The sequence below is a fragment of the Vibrio sp. LB10LO1 genome (genome assembly GCF_010092875.1).
In the GTDB taxonomy this organism is placed as follows: Bacteria; Pseudomonadota; Gammaproteobacteria; order Enterobacterales; family Vibrionaceae; genus Vibrio; species Vibrio campbellii.
In genome coordinates, this window is record NZ_JAADJW010000013.1 from 79036 (window position 1) to 97147 (window position 18112).

General features: G+C 46.3%; 16 protein-coding genes. 8 read left to right on the forward strand and 8 right to left on the reverse strand.

From position 1 onward, the window contains the following. Positions 1–54: 54 nt before the first annotated feature. Both GXP65_RS11720 and GXP65_RS11725 read left to right on the forward strand, forming a co-directional pair. The gene (locus tag GXP65_RS11720) at positions 55–390 is read left to right on the forward strand and encodes a hypothetical protein (protein WP_043883418.1); all 336 of its coding nucleotides are present in this window, start codon (positions 55–57) and stop codon (positions 388–390) included. Positions 391–507: 117 nt separating this feature from the next. After that, positions 508–804 carry a hypothetical protein gene (locus tag GXP65_RS11725; protein WP_162092882.1) on the forward strand — a complete coding sequence of 99 codons (297 nt, stop codon included), beginning with the start codon at positions 508–510 and terminating at the stop codon, positions 802–804. 145 nt (positions 805–949) lie between these two features. Here GXP65_RS11725 and GXP65_RS11730 read toward each other — a convergent pair whose 3' ends face one another. Then, positions 950–1990: a hypothetical protein gene (locus GXP65_RS11730; RefSeq protein WP_054823857.1), complete on the reverse strand. Its 1041-nt coding sequence runs from the start codon at positions 1988–1990 to the stop codon at positions 950–952. Positions 1991–2397: 407 nt separating this feature from the next. Between GXP65_RS11730 and GXP65_RS11735 the strand changes: the two genes are divergently transcribed. Together GXP65_RS11735 and GXP65_RS11740 are read left to right on the forward strand one after the other, a co-directional pair. Further along, a complete protein-coding gene (locus GXP65_RS11735; RefSeq protein ID WP_043883420.1) occupies positions 2398–2859 on the forward strand; it encodes a hypothetical protein in 462 nt (153 codons plus the stop codon). Between the two features lie 92 nt (positions 2860–2951). Then, positions 2952–3428, forward strand: coding sequence for a copper chaperone PCu(A)C (locus tag GXP65_RS11740; protein WP_005431498.1), 477 nt, complete (start codon positions 2952–2954; stop codon positions 3426–3428). A 262-nt stretch (positions 3429–3690) separates the two neighbouring features. Here GXP65_RS11740 and yegD read toward each other — a convergent pair whose 3' ends face one another. The 3 genes from yegD to GXP65_RS11755 all read right to left on the reverse strand — a co-directional run bounded on the left by yegD (position 3691) and on the right by GXP65_RS11755 (position 6312). Continuing rightward, entirely contained in the window at positions 3691–5043 is a 1353-nt protein-coding gene (gene yegD, locus GXP65_RS11745; protein WP_005450128.1) for a molecular chaperone, read from the reverse strand. Between the two features lie 86 nt (positions 5044–5129). Next, positions 5130–5756, reverse strand: coding sequence for a hypothetical protein (locus GXP65_RS11750; RefSeq protein ID WP_005431501.1), 627 nt, complete (start codon positions 5754–5756; stop codon positions 5130–5132). Between the two features lie 235 nt (positions 5757–5991). Continuing rightward, on the reverse strand, positions 5992–6312 hold the full coding sequence (locus GXP65_RS11755) for a DOPA 4,5-dioxygenase family protein (protein WP_045395611.1): 321 nt from the start codon (positions 6310–6312) through the stop codon (positions 5992–5994). Positions 6313–6906: 594 nt separating this feature from the next. On the opposite strand from GXP65_RS11755, the gene pdhA reads away from it, so the two are divergent. Genes pdhA through GXP65_RS11770 form a run of 3 tightly spaced genes read left to right on the forward strand, consistent with a single transcriptional unit; the run spans position 6907 to position 10116 of the window. After that, a complete protein-coding gene (gene pdhA / locus GXP65_RS11760; protein WP_162092883.1) occupies positions 6907–8001 on the forward strand; it encodes a pyruvate dehydrogenase (acetyl-transferring) E1 component subunit alpha in 1095 nt (364 codons plus the stop codon). Continuing rightward, positions 7994–8977 (forward strand): alpha-ketoacid dehydrogenase subunit beta, encoded by a 984-nt coding sequence (locus GXP65_RS11765; RefSeq protein WP_005431463.1) that lies wholly within the window; start codon positions 7994–7996, stop codon positions 8975–8977. The genes pdhA and GXP65_RS11765 overlap by 8 nt, the downstream gene beginning before the upstream one ends. Continuing rightward, on the forward strand, positions 8974–10116 hold the full coding sequence (locus GXP65_RS11770) for a dihydrolipoamide acetyltransferase family protein (protein ID WP_045374889.1): 1143 nt from the start codon (positions 8974–8976) through the stop codon (positions 10114–10116). Before GXP65_RS11765 ends, GXP65_RS11770 begins: the two co-directional genes overlap by 4 nt. Before the next feature lie 591 nt (positions 10117–10707). Here the strand turns inward: GXP65_RS11770 and GXP65_RS11775 are convergent. Both GXP65_RS11775 and GXP65_RS11780 read right to left on the reverse strand, forming a co-directional pair. After that, a complete protein-coding gene (locus GXP65_RS11775; RefSeq protein WP_162092884.1) occupies positions 10708–11673 on the reverse strand; it encodes an FAD-binding protein in 966 nt (321 codons plus the stop codon). Between the two features lie 11 nt (positions 11674–11684). Beyond that, positions 11685–12434, reverse strand: a complete 750-nt coding sequence (locus GXP65_RS11780; protein WP_162092885.1) for an electron transfer flavoprotein subunit beta/FixA family protein — start codon at positions 12432–12434, stop codon at positions 11685–11687. A gap of 279 nt (positions 12435–12713) precedes the next feature. Here GXP65_RS11780 and GXP65_RS11785 point away from each other — a divergent pair, with 279 nt between their 5' ends. Further along, positions 12714–14375 carry an electron transfer flavoprotein-ubiquinone oxidoreductase gene (locus GXP65_RS11785; RefSeq protein WP_162092915.1) on the forward strand — a complete coding sequence of 554 codons (1662 nt, stop codon included), beginning with the start codon at positions 12714–12716 and terminating at the stop codon, positions 14373–14375. Positions 14376–14433: 58 nt separating this feature from the next. On the opposite strand, the gene GXP65_RS11790 is transcribed toward GXP65_RS11785, so the two are convergent. Next, positions 14434–15954, reverse strand: coding sequence for an EAL domain-containing protein (locus tag GXP65_RS11790; protein WP_162092886.1), 1521 nt, complete (start codon positions 15952–15954; stop codon positions 14434–14436). A gap of 549 nt (positions 15955–16503) precedes the next feature. Further along, positions 16504–17937 carry an alpha/beta hydrolase domain-containing protein gene (locus GXP65_RS11795; RefSeq protein ID WP_162092887.1) on the reverse strand — a complete coding sequence of 478 codons (1434 nt, stop codon included), beginning with the start codon at positions 17935–17937 and terminating at the stop codon, positions 16504–16506. Between the last annotated feature and the right edge of the window lie 175 nt (positions 17938–18112).

The following is an 18112-nucleotide window of genomic DNA, read 5'->3' on the forward strand; positions in this document are numbered from 1 at the left end:
TTTTCTTCTATCCTTTTTTAAAACAGATACGTATGACCAAATGAGGGATTAATAATGCGTAAAATAACACTACCTCTAATTATGCTTTTCGGTGCTTGTGTTTCAGCAAGCAGTTTCGCTGCGACAAATGCTCAGGATGCACCAGAACGACTAGAGTCTTTTGAGTGTACAGGCCTTGTAAACAGTTACGACGCAAACTCCCGAACTTTCGTACTGGCTTGCCAAAACGAACACGGACCAGACTTCCAAACCAAAACTGTCGTGATTGATAGCAATACTCAGATTAACGGGGTGCAAGAAGCGAACCTAGACGGGGCAACCATCGAAGTTGATGGCGTGGTTATGAATGATCAAAATATCGCAAGAGAAATTGAGCTCGCTAACGACTAAACTTCCGAAAATACAACAGAAACTCTCAAGTGTCGCGTCGGCGGCACTTTTCTTTTCCTGCAAACTCACATCACTCAGTTACACTTAATTCATGTTTACACGAAGACGGTAACTGTAATGAACAAACGTAACCTTGCCCTACTTCTTCTCCTATTCGGCGCAACCTCTGCGCACGCAGGTGTGTTGGGTCCAGACTGTGATGCAGAAAAAGCAGCTAAAGCAACAGCCACTAAAGCGGTTGTGGGTGTCGGTGGACGATGCACACCAAAAGAAGCCTTAAAAGACACGACGGTAGAAGCTGGTAAAAAAGCACTACCAGACGAAGGGCTTGCTGGGAAAGCCGTTGATGCAGCCATGCCAGAGAAAGAAAAAAAACCAATTAAAAACACGACCAAGAAGATCATCACAGATTAATCTCAGCCTGATGTGAATCGATTTGTGTCTACTTGTTTGAAGTGAATATAGGTATAAAGTGGCTGTTGGTTTAAAGTGACCATTAGTTTAAAGTAAATAAAAAGAGCGTCCATCTGGACGCTCTTTTGTTTTTCGTTCGCTATGCTTAAGCCGCTTCGGCCTGACCAATCCAGTGGTAATGGTGGTTGGCTTTCTTACCGACTAAACCAAGTTCGGCGAGCTCTTCAAACACTTTGTCGACTTCTTCTGCCGAGAGCCTGAACTGCTTTGCCACCGCTTTTTTGGTGCAAGTAATTTGGTGACCTTTTAACGCATCACTCACTTGCTCTAATAACGTTTTTGGCTCTTCTGGTTCAAGCTCTTGTTGCGCTTCAGGCTCAGCTTCCTCTTTGATATGAGGCAAGTATCCCGCTGGCTCTGGGTCAATATCTCGAACGTTTGCTAGCGTTATACCATCGTTACGACGGAAGAAATGGCGGAAGCGGTTCTCTTCACCAATCAAACCTACAAAGAAAGCAGCAAAGAAATCTAACAAGATAGATAAGAACACCACCAAGCCCAACTGCGCTTGAGAAGAGGTCGTTCCAAATGCTTTCGCTAAGCTGTCGATCAGACCAATTACAGAACCTTGTGCCACTGGCGGTAAGCTATCTCGCTCTGTTGCCAAACGTTGCTGCTCTTCACGTAGCTTTTTGTTCTGCTCTTGAATGCGCGTTACGCCAGTCGCGATACGCTCCATCTCGATGTACTTTTGCGCCGCCATGTTGTTCAGTTCAATCTGCTTATCGATTGACGCAATCTGACGGTTGTACGCTTCCACTTTCGCTTGTTCTACCGAGATATGACTTTGGGCACTGTTGGTCGCACTGTTGATGCCACCGATACTGCCGCCAATAGAAATAGCAGCGAGCACCAAATAGAACACTAACGCCGTTAGGGCTCCTGTGTAGTTTCTGTGTGCGCGACGCTCACCGTATTCATACCAAGCGTAAAACTTGCCCGCTTCAAAGATGATGGCCAGACCGCCAAATAGCGCCTGCATCATTGGGTTTTCGTCAATCGACAAAAACAGTAAAAGAGAAAAAATAGTCGATGCTAAAATCGCAGCGCCAGTAAACGCGTACACGCTCACCATAGCAAATCGACCTTTAGGATATCGATATCCGATCTGTTGTTCGTATTTCATTGGAGAAATTTCTTAAGATTCCGCAGCCCTTATATGACGGGCGCTTCAAGCAACTACAAAGGTGCGGAGAATACCGTATCCTTTATTAAATTACTGTCATAATTCCGTTAATGGAAAACAAGTGAGGAATAGATAATCAGTTTGAATTGAATCAGTGCGATTCTAGCACGCAAAATCACCAGCTCAATTTGCGACATTCAGCGCACCAATAGGTTTGAAAGCTTTCCGAACGATAAATCTTTGCGATATGTGTTCTCAGAATAAAAAACCGCAAAACAAATAAAACACACTCACATCACCGTTTTATAAACTCGCGATTACAATTTGATGTTCGTTTGTTACTATCCTGCGCCGAAACATAGTCTTACAGCCAATTGGCGTATCTCCGCTTCATAATAAAAAGTCGTATGGACACACTCAGAACACAGCATGGAAAGAAAGCGATAAGCGCAGTCATGATCATCATTGCTGTGCTGTTTCAGCTGTACCTAACGTCGACTGCGGCACTGAACCCTACGCAAATCCACAGCGAAAATTGGCTAAACCAAGTTCAAGATGAAAAGGTGTTGCTGTGTACCGCTGATGGCTTTAAATGGGTGGATATTAACGAACTGATTGAAGCCAACGCACTGCCCAATTCTGAATTTGTTCAAGACCTTAATCTGCACGATGGCTTTCAGTTTGAATGTCCATTATTACAAGCGGCGCAATTCTTTATCGCTATCGCGTTCGGTCTGTATCTGACTACGCTCTCTTGGTTAAGACGCACCAAGCACGTTTTCACTCCCTATCATTTCGCAGCTTGCGGAAGAAAAGTTTACAAGTACGTAGCGCCCAAGCAGTCTCCGCCGTGTGTTTTCCACGCCTAAATACTCAACGAAGTAGTCGGTAAATAAACATAACGTATTAATCCTATCGAATAATCGATAGAGAACAGCCAGAATTAAAAAGGAAAACACAAATGATCAAACTGATGAAAACCACAGCCATCGCCCTTATCGCTTTTATGCTAAGCCCACTCAGCCTTGCTCACGAATACGAAGCAGGCAAGATTCACATCGATCATCCTTGGAGCCGTGAAGCGCCACCAAATGCCCCTGTGATTGGCGGTTTCTTTCAGTTAAGCAACCTAGGTGACGCTGATGACGCGCTGATTGCGGCTTCAACACCGATTGCTGACCGTGTGGAGATTCATACTCACACGAAAGAAGACGGCATGATGAAGATGATTAAGATTGATGAAGTCGTGGTAGAGCCTCAGCAAAAAGTGGAATTCAAGCCAGGTGGCTTCCACCTAATGATCTTCAACCCAACCCAAACGCTAAAAGAAGGCGACCGTTTCCCTGTGACTTTGACGTTCAAAAAAGCAGGTAAAGTGGAAGTCGAAATGGCGGTTGAGAAGAAAGACCACATGGAAAAGCACACGCACCATCACTAATCGCTTAAACGAAAAGAGCTCGCTACTTCAGCGGGCTCTTTTTCTTTTGGTACCTATGATTCTAGCCGTGTGCACCTTTGGTTGTACTGATGTGCACTTTAGAGATTCCCTACTCGTTCGTTCCTCGCTCTAGGGAGTGACCCTATTTAGTCTTCTGTCAAAGTTTGAGTGGCTTAGTGCTCGCCACATCAGCCAAACTCCCCCCCTCGTCATTCCGACGAGCCTAGGCGAGATCAGGAATCTAACAACAGCTAACTCGGTCTTACTTAAAGCAAACCTCTGCCCAGCGCGCTAGACCAGCAGTGACCGAACCAAAGTAGTTGCCACTCACCACTGGAATGTTTGGCAATACTGTCTGCACTGCATCACGCAAAATAGGTGAACGTGCCGAACCGCCTGTCATAAAGATCGCATCCGGTTTCACACCTGCTTGCTCTACCGCTTCGGTAACCAAAGCCGTCATTTTATTCTTCGGTGATTCAATTGCTTCAATCATCTCATCACGTTGAACATCGACTTCAATCAACTCAGACAACAAGTTAATGCCCGCACGGTAAGACGCTTGGTCAGACAACGCGACTTTGGCTTCTTCTGCGCGACGCACGATGTTGTAGCCCAGTGACTCGTGGTAAACCTCTAGCAAACGAGCCAGCTTCTCAGGCTCTTGCGCTTGCTTGTGCAGCAGTTTCAACGCCGATAAGTTTTCACGTGAGTAGAAATCGCTCTGCGCTTCCACATTGTTGATCGCAATTGGGTTCCAGAACTGCGTGGTTGGCATCATGATGCCCGATTCCATCTTGCTCTCCATACCGAATGGGAACATCAATTGTTTGAACGCCAAGGCGATATCCAAATCGTTACCACCAATACGTTGACCACTGTGCGCTAACAGACTTGCGGTACGGTCGGCTTTACCTCGCCAAGATGGCCCCATCTGAATCAAAGAACAGTCTGTCGTACCACCACCGATATCGACCACTAGTATGGTTTTATCTTCGGTTAGCGTTGCTTCGTATTCCAGACCTGCGGCTACTGGTTCAAATTGGAATTCGATGTTCTGAAAACCAGCGCGTTTTGCTGCTCTTAAAAGAATGCCTTCTGCTTGAATGTTCGCCGTCTCACCGCCACGACCGTGGAAGTTGATTGGACGACCAATCACCGCATCAGTAATGATTTGCTGTGCGCTGTTCTCTGCTTGCGATTTGATGTTGTCCATCATGGCGCAAACCAGATCTTCAAAGAAACTCAGCTGAACATCACGCAGACCAGAAGCACCGAGGAAAGACTTTGGTGATTTCACATAGTAGATATCGCGAGGATCTTCCAAATAGCGATTCAGTGCCGCTTGGCCAAACGCCATGTCTTCTGGCTCAAGCTCAATACTCTCTTCACGATTGAGGTTGATAGCGCGACGCAAAACCTGCTCACCAACCTGATCGAAAGGTTTGATGCTGCGATGGCGGAACAAGTGTTCAGACACCGACTCACGCGTTGGTGCAGCAAGGGTGGAAGGAATGTAAGGGCTATTCCCTTCAAGGTTTAAAAGTTGCGGCTCACCTTGTTCCATTTTCGCCACCGAACAGTTCGCGGTGCCGTAGTCAAAGCCAATATACATAAGTCCTCCCACTGACGAAAAAAGGTCGGCGATCCTACCTCAACCTCAGTGGAATTACTACCGCAACTCAATGAAATAAGTGGTGCTTACTCTTTTTCAGCTGGTTCTTTCTTCACCGATGGCAACACAACCGCAAGCAACAAAGCCAACAGCAGAAATACCGGAGTGAGCGTAAGCCCGTGCCAAATGGAGTATCCGTCGTGGAACAGCCAGAAAATACCAACAGTCAACAAGTACGCAAAGTAACTGCAGAACACCAAACTGATCGCGACAAAGCGAGTACGATTGATGATCAAGATTCGCACCAAATACTGACTCATGATCCCGGCGCAATGCACCGCCATTTGCCAATTAATGATGAAACACGCCAGTGCGACAAACCCAGATACCACCAAGGCATCATGAGTATTGAGGATAAAATAGCTGCCAAAGCGGCTGATGATGATGGAATAGTCCCCTTCGTACACGATCGACCAAGAAATGGCGTTTGCTGCAGCCACAAAGTTGGCAAAATAGGCGATGGCATAAAAGGTGGTTTGAGAACTGAACGGCTGAAAGACTTCGGAACAATAGCCCTGCCATTCTTTTTGATTCGACGTGGGTCCAACCCAGTTACGCTTTTTGTTTGGCACTCGCTCAGCAAATGCAGGACCATTGCGAAACAACAGCCAAAAGATATACAGCGCAAGTGCAACTAAGAGTATTGTAAGCATACCCTTTCCCCTCCAGAGATGTCCTTTTCCACTGCCATTGGCGTTGGGGTCGTAAACTGCACTTCCCTGTTTTTGTGCTTAATCTTGTTTTAATGCATTGCTAAACATCACAAATATTTTCAAAACGGCAGTGACTACTTTATCACTACCGTTATTAAGGTTTAGCACACGATGGACGGAATTGCTGTATCTAGATAGGCCATTGGGAGGGAAAGCAGTGGCCTATACGAATGATTTATGCTTCGAGCTTTTCTTCAAACACGCCAAGTTCACGTCCCAACCAAATCGCACGCTCGGTATGATCACGTAGCTCATTGTCGCTGACTGGATGAATTAGGACTGAAAAGCCACCTCTAATGGTATCAAGCCAAGCAAGAAACTCATCACTGACCGATTCAATATGCAGTTCAAACATTGGCATCTTGTGCGGGCCGACTAATTTGCACACTAACGGAGATACTCGCAAAACATCTTGGCGCTCCTGACGAATGATCTCATTGAGCGCTTGAGCTTTATCTTGTTGTTGAAGCGGAAAGTAAACATGAACGTGGTACATAACTTCTCCATGTGTATCACAGGCTTTAATTTTTCGTCACACTACCTTCATTCTATGACATTGGGAAGTCACAAGTGTCGTTCGATCGTCAAAGCGTGACAACGAGATTAACGTGTTACGACATTATCGTCTCAAACTGCTGATAAATCGCGCAATGTGTAAAATTTCACAAAACAATTTTATTACAAATTTCATGTCAAGCTCAGTGAATCCCTTCAACTTTGAAATCGTACAATTCTTAAAAGCAGTATTTTATCCTAGAAAAGTACGGTGTAAGCGAAATTTTACTGATGAAGACAACTCAAATTAAAGCACAATTTAACAACTTGTTTACACTTACTATATCTGGTTATACCAAGATTCATCACTGGATTAGGCGGTGTAAACAGCAGTATTAAACGACGCCTTGTGTTTTACCAGAACACAGTTTTGCTAGAGAGACGGAAAAGAGGTGCGTCGATAACTAACAAAAACAACTGCAATCCTAGGTATGGCCTTTTGCGCTGATATCAAAGACTGAGTACCCATACAGACTTTGATTTAACAATAAGCAGCTGCAGTCCAAAAGACCCGCAGCTTCAAAAGGAGCTTGAGATGAACGTTCAGGCATTACCCATGCATCGGTTTATCGACCATGATGGGAACCTCGTCAGCCAACTACCCAACTGGGCTGACCTAGAAGTACTGGTCGGTTTTTACCAAGACATGGTATTAACTCGCACCTACGATAACAAAGCCGTTGCTCTGCAACGCACCGGTAAATTAGGCACCTACCCTTCACACCTTGGCTCGGAAGCCATTGGGATTGCGGTTGGCAGAGCACTAAAAGCCAGTGACGTCTTTGTTCCTTACTATCGCGACATGCCAGCGATGTGGTGTCGTGGTATTGGTATGGAAAAGAATCTGCAATACTGGGGAGGCGATGAACGCGGCAGCGACTTCGCACCAGAAGGCAGCCCATTCCCTAGCCGAGATTTACCTTTCTGTGTTCCTATCGCCACCCAATGTACTCATGCGGTGGGCGTTGCATCTACACTGAAGATCCAAGGTAATCATGAGGCAGCTTTAGTGATGTGCGGTGACGGAGCGACATCTAAAGGTGACTTCCTCGAATCCGTCAACTGTGCGGGCGCTTGGAACATTCCATTGGTCTTCATAGTGAACAACAACCAGTGGGCCATCTCCGTACCGCGCACCTTACAATGCGCCGCGGAGTTTTTATCAGAAAAAGCCAAAGGTGCAGGTATTCCTGGCATTACTGTAGATGGTAATGACGTCGTTGCGGTATTTGACGCAACAATGACTGCCCTCGACCGAGCCAGAAAAGGCAAAGGCGCGACGTTAATAGAAGCCGTAAGTTACCGCTTGAGCGATCACACCACTGCCGACGACGCGACCCGTTATCGTAACGAGGATGAAGTTCAAACGGCTTGGCAATATGAGCCAGTCCGTCGCCTTAAAACCTTTCTCACCAATCAAGGCGTTTGGAATAACGAGCAAGAACAAGAGTGGCAAGCCCACTGCAAGGAACAAGTTGAACTCTCCGTTGAACGTTATCTCAATATGCCGAATCAAGCGCCTGAAACGGGCTTCGACTTCCTTTATGAATCCCTACCCCAAGAGCTTCATGCGCAAAGGGATGAGCTAATCAACAAAGCAATGCGAATGCAGGGAGGGAAACATGGCTGAACTGACGTTAGTTGAAGCAGTGAACCTCGCACTGCACCATGAAATGGAACACGACCCGAATGTCATCGTCCTTGGCGAAGATGTGGGTGACAACGGCGGGGTATTCCGCGCCACTGTCGGGCTCAAACAAAAGTACGGCCTTAAGCGCGTTATCGATACGCCATTGGCCGAAGCACTTATCGGCGGTGTCACCGTCGGGATGGCAACGCAAGGCTTAAGACCTGTCGCAGAGTTTCAGTTCCAAGGCTTTGTCTTCCCCGCGCTGGAGCATTTAATGTGTCACGCAGCGCGAATGCGTAACCGTACTCGTGGTCGACTTACCTGCCCCGCAGTGTTCCGTGCACCTTTTGGTGGCGGTATTCACGCACCAGAACATCACTCTGAAAGTGTTGAAGCTCTGTTTGCTCACACCGCAGGTTTTAAGGTTGTGATTCCTTCCTCACCGCAACGTGCTTACGGTTTGCTCCTTGCAGCCATTCGTAGTAACGATCCGGTGATGTTCTTCGAGCCGAAACGTATCTATCGCACTGTGAAATCAGAAGTGATTGATAACGGAGAGGCACTTCCTCTGGATACTTGCTTTACCTTACGCAAAGGTCGCGACGTCACATTAGTGACTTGGGGCGCATGCGTGGTTGAATCACTGCAAGCAGCTCAAACGCTGTCTAATCAGGGTATCGAAGTTGAGGTGATTGATTTAGCCAGCATCAAACCCATTGATACCGCGACCATCTTCCGTTCACTTGAGAAAACCGGACGCCTCTTGGTGGTACATGAAGCCAGTAAAACCTGTGGTGTCGGCTCAGAACTGCTAGCCAGAACCGCAGAACATGCGATGTGCCTACTCAAAGCGCCACCAAAACGCGTCACAGGTATGGATACCATTATGCCGTACTACCGCAACGAAGATTATTACATGGTTCAGGAAGAAGACATTGTACTCGCCGCGCGCGAACTCGTGGAGGATTGGAAATGAAGACGTTTAATTTACCCGACCTCGGCGAAGGTCTCGCTGAGTCAGAAATTGTGAAATGGCACATTAGTGTTGGCGATATGGTCCAACTCGATCAAATAGTGCTTACCGTAGAAACCGCAAAAGCAACCGTGGATGTCCCTGCTCCTTATGGTGGTCGGATCGTCAGTCGCCACGGTGAAGAAGGTGATGTGATTAACATCGGTGCTCTACTTCTGGAAATCGATGAAACTGGAGCAGAACAAGCAGCTACAGAACAAAAGCAAACGGCTGATGCTGCAACCGTGGTGGGTAATGTCTCCCAGCACGCACATAGCGTGAATGTCGATGACTTCTGGATTGGCGGTGAACATAACCCCTCTCCCGATAATCTCATCAGCGCTCTCCCTTCGGCGCGTTTATTAGCGAATAAACTAGGAGTCGATTTAGCGTTGGTGAAAGGTAGCGGCCCCGACGGTTTGATCCTTGATTCAGATATCTATGACGAAGCTGGCAAACAGCGCCCAGGAACAGAGGTGCTGAAAGGTGCACGTCGAACCATGGTGTCGACAATGGCGGAATCTCACCATAATGTCGCAGCAGTAACCATTACTGAAGAAGCGGTCTTAGATGGTTGGAAGCAAGGCGAAGACATCAGTATTCGTCTCGTCCAAGCCATTGTGCATGCTTGTCAGGAAGAACCCGCCATGAATGCATGGTTTGATGCGGAAACCATGACGCGTTGTGTCCACAGTACAGTGAACATCGGTATTGCGGTCGACAGCCGACATGGTTTGTACGTGCCTGTACTTCGACACGCTGATGAGTATGAGCCGCAAGAGGTGCGCCGTTGGTTAGATCAAACCGTACAAGGCATACGCGAACGTAAGATTGGTCGTGATCAGCTACAACATGCGACCATTACGCTTTCTAACTTTGGCGCGATTGCAGGTATCTACGCAACGCCTGTTGTAACTCCTCCGCAAGTTGCGATTGTCGGTGCGGGTCGAATCATTGAGAAGGTCGTAATTCGAGACGGGCAAGCTGTAGCAGTGAAAGCCATGCCGCTGTCGATTACGTTTGACCACCGAGCATGTACTGGTGGTGAAGCAGCAAGGTTCACAAAAGTACTGGCAGAGCACTTGAGAAAACCGAGTGTTTAAGCAGCTTTTTCCATAATTAGCGAAGGGCTTCCAATCGGAAGCCCTTTTGTTGTTTAAAGTGCATTTAAAGAGAGATTCCCTACTCGCTCATTCTTCACTCTAGGGAATGACGCTGTTTGGCCTGCGATCAACAAATAGCGCCGTAAAAACCTGACACTTAAAGGAAATTTCAACGCGTCATTCCAGCAAGCCTAAGCGCGACTAGGAATCTAATGGCAAAGCGCACTGAAGGGCTTTCATATTAATGAACCCACAGCGCACTTTGATAACAGATTCTCAATCACGCTCGTTCCTTGCAACTCAGAATGACGACTTAAAGTAGTGAGCAAGAAAGAGATTCCCTACTCGCTTACTCTTCACTCTAGGGAATGACTCTTTTTGCTCCGCACTCAGCAAAAAGCGCCTTAAGAACCTGATTCTTCTTAGAAAACTCTAGCGCGTCATTCCAGCAAGCCTAAGCGCGACTAGGAATCTAAGAACAACGAACACCGCAGGGCTTTCATAGCAATGAACCCACAGCGCACTTTGATAACAGATTCTGAATCACGCTCGTTCCTTGCAACTCAGAATGACGCCCGAAAAGTGGTGAACTTACACCTTCTCTAGCAACTCCGGCATAATCTCAAAAAGGTCGCCAACTAAACCATAGTCTGCAACTTGGAAGATTGGGGCTTCTGGATCACTGTTGATTGCTACAATCACCTTGGAGTCCTTCATCCCTGCCAAATGCTGAATTGCACCAGAGATACCCACAGCAATGTACAGCTGAGGCGCGACAATCTTACCTGTCTGCCCAACTTGCAAATCGTTAGACACAAAACCCGCATCGACCGCAGCGCGAGACGCACCAATAGCGCCACCAAGCTTGTCAGCAAGTTGTTCCACCAGCGCAAAGTTCTCTTTGCTGCCCAACCCACGACCGCCGGACACAACGACGTTCGCCGCCGGTAGCTCTGGTCTTTCACTTTCCGCTTTTTGCTGTGAAACAAACTCACAGTGTTCTGCCTTAATTACCGTTTCTAACGTGGCGACATTCTCAACTACTGGAGAATCAGACACAGCAATTGCGTCAAACGCAGAGCTTCGAATCGTCATCACTTTGGTAGCATCGTCCGAGCGAACTCTGGCTAACGCATTACCGGCATAGATTGGACGAACAACCGTATCAGGCGATTCAATCGCAATCACATCCGACAGCTGCCCAACATTCAGCAATGCAGCGACACGAGGCATTAGGTTTTTACCAAAAGTACTCGCAGGAGCTAGGATATGAGAAAAATCCTTACCAACGTCGGCAATTAATGTCGACAGGTTTTCTGCCAACGGATGCTGATATTCGGCAGCATCAATCGCGATGATCTGCGAAATACCTTGTACACACTTCAACTCGCCCAATACAGAACTGCAATGATGGCCGATAAGCAACGCCGTTACAGGCAAAGGTGTACCGTCTTGTTGAATATAAGAAGCCGCACTCAATGCGCGTAATGTGTCCACTGAAAGTGATTGGTTATCGTGTTCCACAATGACCAAGGTTGCTAACGGTTTGTTTTCCATGATTATGCCTCCTAAATCACTTTCGCTTCGTTTTTGAGCTTGTCGACTAACTCGCTCACACTGCCTACCATTTCGCCCGCTTTTCGTGCAGGCGGTGTCATGACTTCAAGTACCTGTTGAGAGCGTTCAACACTCACATCAAAGAAGTCTGGTGTCATGACAGACAAAGGCTTCTTCTTCGCTTTCATGATGTTCGGTAGAGAGGCATAACGCGGTTCATTTAGACGCAAATCTGTGCTGATAATTGCAGGCAAATCCAGTTTGAGCGTCTCTAAACCGCCATCGATTTCTCTCGTAACTAAAGCCGTTTCCCCTTCGACTTTCACTTCCGATGCAAATGTCCCTTGAGGACGATTCGTCAATGCAGCCAACATTTGTGCAACTTGGTTGTTATCGGTATCGATTGACTGCTTACCCAAAAGCACCAGTTGAGCCTGTTCTTGCTCCATCACGGCTTTGAGCAACTTCGCTACCGCAAGAGGCTCTGGCGGCAGCTCAACATCGATATGGATCGCACGGTCTGCACCCAGCGCCAGTGCTAAACGTAATTGCTCCTGACAGCTAGCATCTCCAATAGAGACCACTAGCACCTCTTCCGCAACGCAGGATTCTTTTAGGCGTACTGCCTCTTCCACCGCAATTTCACAGAACGGATTCATCGTCATTTTTACGTTGTTGGTTTCCACGCCGGAACCATCCGATTTCACCCTAACTTTCACGTAAGGATCAACTACACGTTTAATCGCAACCAGTACTTTCACATTCCCTCCTAGCAGATCGCAATAGCGATACGCGTCCTAGCAATTGGGTCATACGTGACCAAGATTTTAATTAAAGCTAAGCATTTTCATCGTGTTGCTTGCAAAAAACATTTGGTGACATTGTCACTGAAAAATCTTATCACGCCCTTTGACGTTACCATTTGAGCTTAGTTTAGTTTACGTTTACGTCAACTGGACTATAGTTCTTTATACGAGCACTGCTTATTAAAAGAAGCACCTGAAACACGAAGAAAGGTTTTACACAAAGGAAGCAAGATGATGGAACGAGAATGCATGGAATTTGATGTGGTGATTGTTGGCGCAGGACCTGCTGGGTTGAGTGCCGCCTGTCGATTAGCGCAACTCAATCAAAAGCGAGAGGATGAGCCGCTTTCTATTTGTGTGGTTGAAAAAGGTTCAGAAGTTGGCGCCCACATTTTATCTGGCGCGGTATTTGAGACTCATGCGTTGGATGAACTCTTTCCAGACTGGCAGAGCATGGGCACGCCTCTCTCGGCATCCGTAAAAAACGACGCCTTCTTATACCTAACGACAGAACTTAACCACGTCCGCGTGCCTCACTTTCTGACACCAAACCCAATGCTTAACGATGAAAACAACTACGTTATCAGCTTGGCAAACTTGTGTCGTTGGTTAGCAGAGCAGGCGGAATCGCTCGGTGTCGAGGTCTATCCCGGCTTCGCGGCTTCCACCATAAACTACGACGAATCAGGTGCAGTAACCGGAGTAAACACCAGTGACATGGGTTTGGACAAGAAAGGAGAAGCCAAACCCAACTTTGAAGCGGGTATCGAGTTAAAAGCCAAATACACTGTATTCGCCGAGGGGTGCCGAGGCCACCTTGGTAAAGAGCTCATCCAAAGATTCGGCTTAGATGATGGTAAACAACCGCAACATTATTCGCTCGGGCTAAAAGAGATCTGGGAGTTACCTGCTGGCGCCAAAGATCAATCTGGCAGCGTGATTCATTCTGCAGGGTATCCACTGAGCGAATCGAACACCACAGGTGGCGGTTTTCTTTATCACATGGAAAACAATCAAATCGCCGTTGGGCTTATTGTCGACTTAAACTACAGCAACCCTTACTTGAGCCCATTTGACGAGTTTCAACGCTTTAAGCACCACCCTGCAATCGAAAAACACTTGAAAGGTGCTCAACGCATCGCTTACGGAGCAAGGGCTATTGCCAAGGGTGGACTTTCTTCTCTGCCGAAACAACAATTCCCCGGCGGTCTATTAATTGGTTGCGATGCAGGCACCTTGAACGTCGCCAAAATCAAAGGCAGTCACACTGCGATGAAATCTGGCTTGCTAGCGGCAGAAGCCATTATCGAAGCATTCACACAAACAAATCCAGAACCGGATTACCAAAGCCGATTTGAAAGCTCATGGTTGTATGAAGAACTCAGCGAGACGCGTAACTTTGGTGCGAACATTCATAAGTTCGGCAGTCTACTCGGCGGTGCACTTTCGACATTTGAACACAATATCTGGCAACCACTAGTCAAGAAACCAATACCGTGGACAATTGCCGATCCTTCGCTCGATCATGAACAGCTGAAACCAATTGATGAGTGCCAACCTATTCAATACTCGAAACCAGATGGTGTAATTAGCTTCGATAAACCTTCATCAGTGTTTTTGTCCGGGACACAGCACGAAGAAAACCAGCCATGCCATTTGCAACTCGCCTATCCTCATATTCCGATTCAAGTGCATTTGAAGAAGTTTGATGAGCCGAGTCAGCGCTACTGCCCTGCTGGTGTATATGAAGTAGTAGAAGTAGAGGGCGAGAAGTTATTCCAAATCAACGCCGCAAACTGTGTGCATTGCAAAACCTGTGACATCAAAGATCCGTCGCAGAACATCACTTGGAAGGCACCAGAAGGTGGCGGCGGACCGAGTTATCAGAACATGTAACCAATGAATGACTAGCGCAATGGCACAGCTGTTGCGCTAGCTTAATGTGTCGGCCAGTCTAAGAGTCAAACTCCTTACTCAAAAATTCTTTAAGCGGCATAGGCTTAGCAAACAAGAACCCTTGTAGATAGCTTACGCCTCTCTCCTTTAAGTACTCCGCTTGAAATTCCGTTTCTACCCCTTCAGCGACCACATCCAACGACAAGTCATGAGACAAAGTAATCATATTCTGTAGTAAGTGGCCGGTTATCGTGTCGACGCCAATATCTCGTACAAACGTTTGATCAATCTTAAGATAATCTAAATCGACTTTACGCAAGTTGACCAAAGAAGAATGCCCTGTACCGAAATCATCGATTGCGATTTTACAGCCCATACTTTTTATCTGAGTGAATATTTCATCGGTTAAATCGCAGTAATTTAACGCCTCTCTCTCCGTGAGTTCTAAGACCAAGGTAACGTCTTTAGAGTCAACAATATCGATGAACTCTTGGCAAGCGCTAACAAGCGTCCCTTTTGAGCAATGTTGCGGTGATATATTCACACCGACATGAAAAGGTTTTGGTAGCTTGTCTTTCCAAAGGCGAATTTCTTTCGCAGTATGTATCATCAATTGATGTGTGATCGGGAGGATCAACCCTGAGCGTTCAGCTTTAGGGATGAAAAGATCCGGTCTTACCGTCCCTTGCACTGGGTGCTGCCAGCGCAAAAGGATTTCAATTCCCTGAATCTCTCTGTTTGCACTGTTCAAAATAGGTTGCGCGTAAGGGACAAACTCTTTGTTTTCCATCGCCCTCTCTATCTCTAGATATAGGTTTGATGGACGTCTTGATAGCCACAGAAGGTAAAGCGCGAATAGCGTCTGAATGATTAAGATAACAACAATATATTGATTATCATGCTCCCAAAATGCAGAAATCATACTAGGGTAATCAAACCCCGAATACACACTGTAAGGAAAGTTCGCTGACGACACTTTATGCCAAGCGACCAGCTTGTCCGCTGGGTTAACTTTAAGCACAAGGTCTTTGTTATCGAGCCACTGTTCACCTACAGCCAAGTATGAGCGCAACTTGTCGTGAGGCTCTAACAGCTGCCTTAAGTACAGGCTGTCTATACCACTAAATGCGGTATCCTCACCCGACTCAGACCGAACCACAATAAGAGGATGTTTGGCATCGACTTTACTGCCATGCATTAAGCGTAAACGCCCGGAGCTGTAATCTGCTAGATCGTACTGGTAATGGCTGTCTCCCCAGATCGAGGTACAGTAAATCACATTATCTTTGGCTAAGTTGGCACTTCGTACATACGGCACTGTCGCAACCAAATGGCGCAAAGCCACACTGTGAGCCTCACAGCTATCGGGCTTCTCCAAAAGCATTAAGGATTGGTTGTTAGCCTCTTCACCATACTCCAGAATCTCATCGACCTCTTGAACCACACTCGACGCTTTTAACTGAGATAATTCATCAAGTGACTGACTAAAGCTGAAATACAAAAACGCCAGCGCGAAAAGACTCGGAAGAAAGGAGAGCAAAACTAGATTCGTTGAATTTTTCTTATTGTTTGCAAACATGAAAGGCCTAGTTAATGGGATAGATGTTTAGTTTGTAGCCTGCCTTCTCAGAAGTGATAGCACTCAACAAACTTATTGGAGCGATTTAATGTATAGATATCAGTATATAACGTGACTTCTACATACCATGTGAGAATAGCTTTCTTTTTGCGCATTATATTCTCAACTTTGAGAAATTGTAACATTATGATGTATTTTTGTATAAATAGCTCTTGATCTCGTTGAACACAAAGTTTAATTGCAGGAGCATGATTAGGACGTTAACTTACCTTCAGAAAACGATAAGCGTACTGTCAAATCTTCCCGTGACAGAGAGGAAATAAAGGGGGCTAAGAGAGTACACCACTGGAATCCACTAATGCGATTACACAGCCTGAAAGTAATAAAGCAGCGTTCATTAGTGGCAAGCAATGCAGAGAAATCATTTCGAGCAAACCGAAGTGGCTTAATACATGAATAGTAAGCATGAAAAGCAAGCAAGGTATTTTGAATAGAGCCTCACACTCGGTGAGGCTCTTAATGTTCGAACCCTTACCTGTCCCACCGAGACTAAGGCTCCCATATCGACAATTGTAATTCCTCAGCTTGCTCTATGAGCATCATTCCATCTTCAATCAAAAGATAGCGCTCAAAGATCAAAGACCATACAGATAGCACAACTCTTTGCACGTATGTTTGCTTGGTTGGATAAAGCATTAGCAATGTTTCGTCGTCATATTCTGAAAATGTCCCACCGTTAGCAAAGAAGATCCCAGGGCCTCCGGCATAGCTGTAATCAATACCGCCATAGATACCTAATGGAGCCCCCATCTTAGATGAGAATGAACTTTGCTTTGAACTAGGCATGTGAGGAAGACGTATCCCGCCTTCGGCGAAGCCATCTCTATTCGAGTCAGTGATGTATACCTGACCACCACTCCAACTCAATAGAGAGTCATCCCCTCTTAGATCCAAGAACGCAACGAAGGCCTGAGGATCCGGCTTTGAAAAAAGCGTACGACTTTTTGGTGTTGGGACGTCATCTTTCAGTTTCAAATACAGATTCCAAAACGCGGCTCTAACGGAAGGTGCAACAGAAACCGGGTTTTGCTTAAAGTTGAAGCCTAAACCACCAAACAACACTTCAAATGGCAGAAACTGCTTATCAATATGAGCGAGGCCAGCGTACTCATAAATACTAAAGTTCGACGTTGAGCTTCTTAACTTGCCATCTCCGCGAGCAAGTTCTGTTTCACTTTGTGTATTGTAAGCGACCGTCGGGACATGTTTCATAGGCGCTTTTGAGCAAGGTGCATATCGCCAAGGAAACACATCATTAATTAAATGACGACAAATGCCACCAGCGACACCAAGGAACAAGCCATCAAAGGCGGGATTTTCTATGCTCCCATTGAGCTCTTCCGTAAGCATGGTCGCTAGCAACTTACCAGTTTGCGACCAACCGAAACCAATCGTTTGTTTTATTTCACAGTCAGTTTCGAGCTGCAACATGGAAAGGACCTCATTCGTTTTTAAAAAATGAGCAAACTGTCGCAAGATGCTATAACCATCCGTCCCCTTGACGATCGTTCCACTCGTCTGGTCTACCACGTTTTTATCCCAAATAACGCTCGCATAAATAAAACTGTTTTCACCTCTCCCCGAAATGAAGTTTTCTCCGAGTATTATTTGTCCAATATTTAGCGTGATGTAACCAAGAGGTGTGGGTGGAAATTCAAAAAGCACGCTGTTCACAACATCAACAATCGCAACCTGATTACAGCTTTGCTTCGGAATCATTAAAGAGACAGGGACACTAAACGGTGAGCTTGTTTGGCTAGGCTCTTCAACCTCCCCCCCAAACACAGCGGAAATAACATAATACGGTTTATTCCCAACGTCTTGTTCTTGCATATCCACATCATTTAGCGTCGAAGCATGCGCCATGGATTGAACCATTAATAACAATCCAATAGCGATGTTCCTAAAAGTAAGTCGTCGCATACCAATCCTCCATCGAAGTAGATTTACTTTCGTTGACGTATCTATATTTTTATTTTTAACAACAAGATACGCCCAACCACCTCGGGATTGTGCTTATTACTCGGGATGCCACCTTTATGCCTGACATCTCTAATGATAGCTTGTTTCTGCAACAGCCATGCGAGTTCTGAAGCCA

What these genes read in the sequence shown, in the direction of transcription:
- GXP65_RS11725 (WP_162092882.1), top strand. Translation starts at nt 508, where the DNA reads ATGAACAAACGTAACCTTGCCCTACTTCTTCTCCTATTCGGCGCAACC.
- GXP65_RS11735 (WP_043883420.1), top strand. Translation starts at nt 2,398, where the DNA reads ATGGACACACTCAGAACACAGCATGGAAAGAAAGCGATAAGCGCAGTC.
- GXP65_RS11795 (WP_162092887.1), bottom strand. Translation starts at nt 17,937, where the DNA reads ATGCGACGACTTACTTTTAGGAACATCGCTATTGGATTGTTATTAATG.
- GXP65_RS11730 (WP_054823857.1), bottom strand. Translation starts at nt 1,990, where the DNA reads ATGAAATACGAACAACAGATCGGATATCGATATCCTAAAGGTCGATTT.
- GXP65_RS11775 (WP_162092884.1), bottom strand. Translation starts at nt 11,673, where the DNA reads ATGGAAAACAAACCGTTAGCAACCTTGGTCATTGTGGAACACGATAAC.
- GXP65_RS11770 (WP_045374889.1), top strand. Translation starts at nt 8,974, where the DNA reads ATGAAGACGTTTAATTTACCCGACCTCGGCGAAGGTCTCGCTGAGTCA.
- GXP65_RS11765 (WP_005431463.1), top strand. Translation starts at nt 7,994, where the DNA reads ATGGCTGAACTGACGTTAGTTGAAGCAGTGAACCTCGCACTGCACCAT.
- pdhA (WP_162092883.1), top strand. Translation starts at nt 6,907, where the DNA reads ATGAACGTTCAGGCATTACCCATGCATCGGTTTATCGACCATGATGGG.
- GXP65_RS11750 (WP_005431501.1), bottom strand. Translation starts at nt 5,756, where the DNA reads ATGCTTACAATACTCTTAGTTGCACTTGCGCTGTATATCTTTTGGCTG.
- GXP65_RS11720 (WP_043883418.1), top strand. Translation starts at nt 55, where the DNA reads ATGCGTAAAATAACACTACCTCTAATTATGCTTTTCGGTGCTTGTGTT.
- yegD (WP_005450128.1), bottom strand. Translation starts at nt 5,043, where the DNA reads ATGTATATTGGCTTTGACTACGGCACCGCGAACTGTTCGGTGGCGAAA.
- GXP65_RS11790 (WP_162092886.1), bottom strand. Translation starts at nt 15,954, where the DNA reads ATGTTTGCAAACAATAAGAAAAATTCAACGAATCTAGTTTTGCTCTCC.
- GXP65_RS11740 (WP_005431498.1), top strand. Translation starts at nt 2,952, where the DNA reads ATGATCAAACTGATGAAAACCACAGCCATCGCCCTTATCGCTTTTATG.
- GXP65_RS11785 (WP_162092915.1), top strand. Translation starts at nt 12,714, where the DNA reads ATGGAACGAGAATGCATGGAATTTGATGTGGTGATTGTTGGCGCAGGA.
- GXP65_RS11755 (WP_045395611.1), bottom strand. Translation starts at nt 6,312, where the DNA reads ATGTACCACGTTCATGTTTACTTTCCGCTTCAACAACAAGATAAAGCT.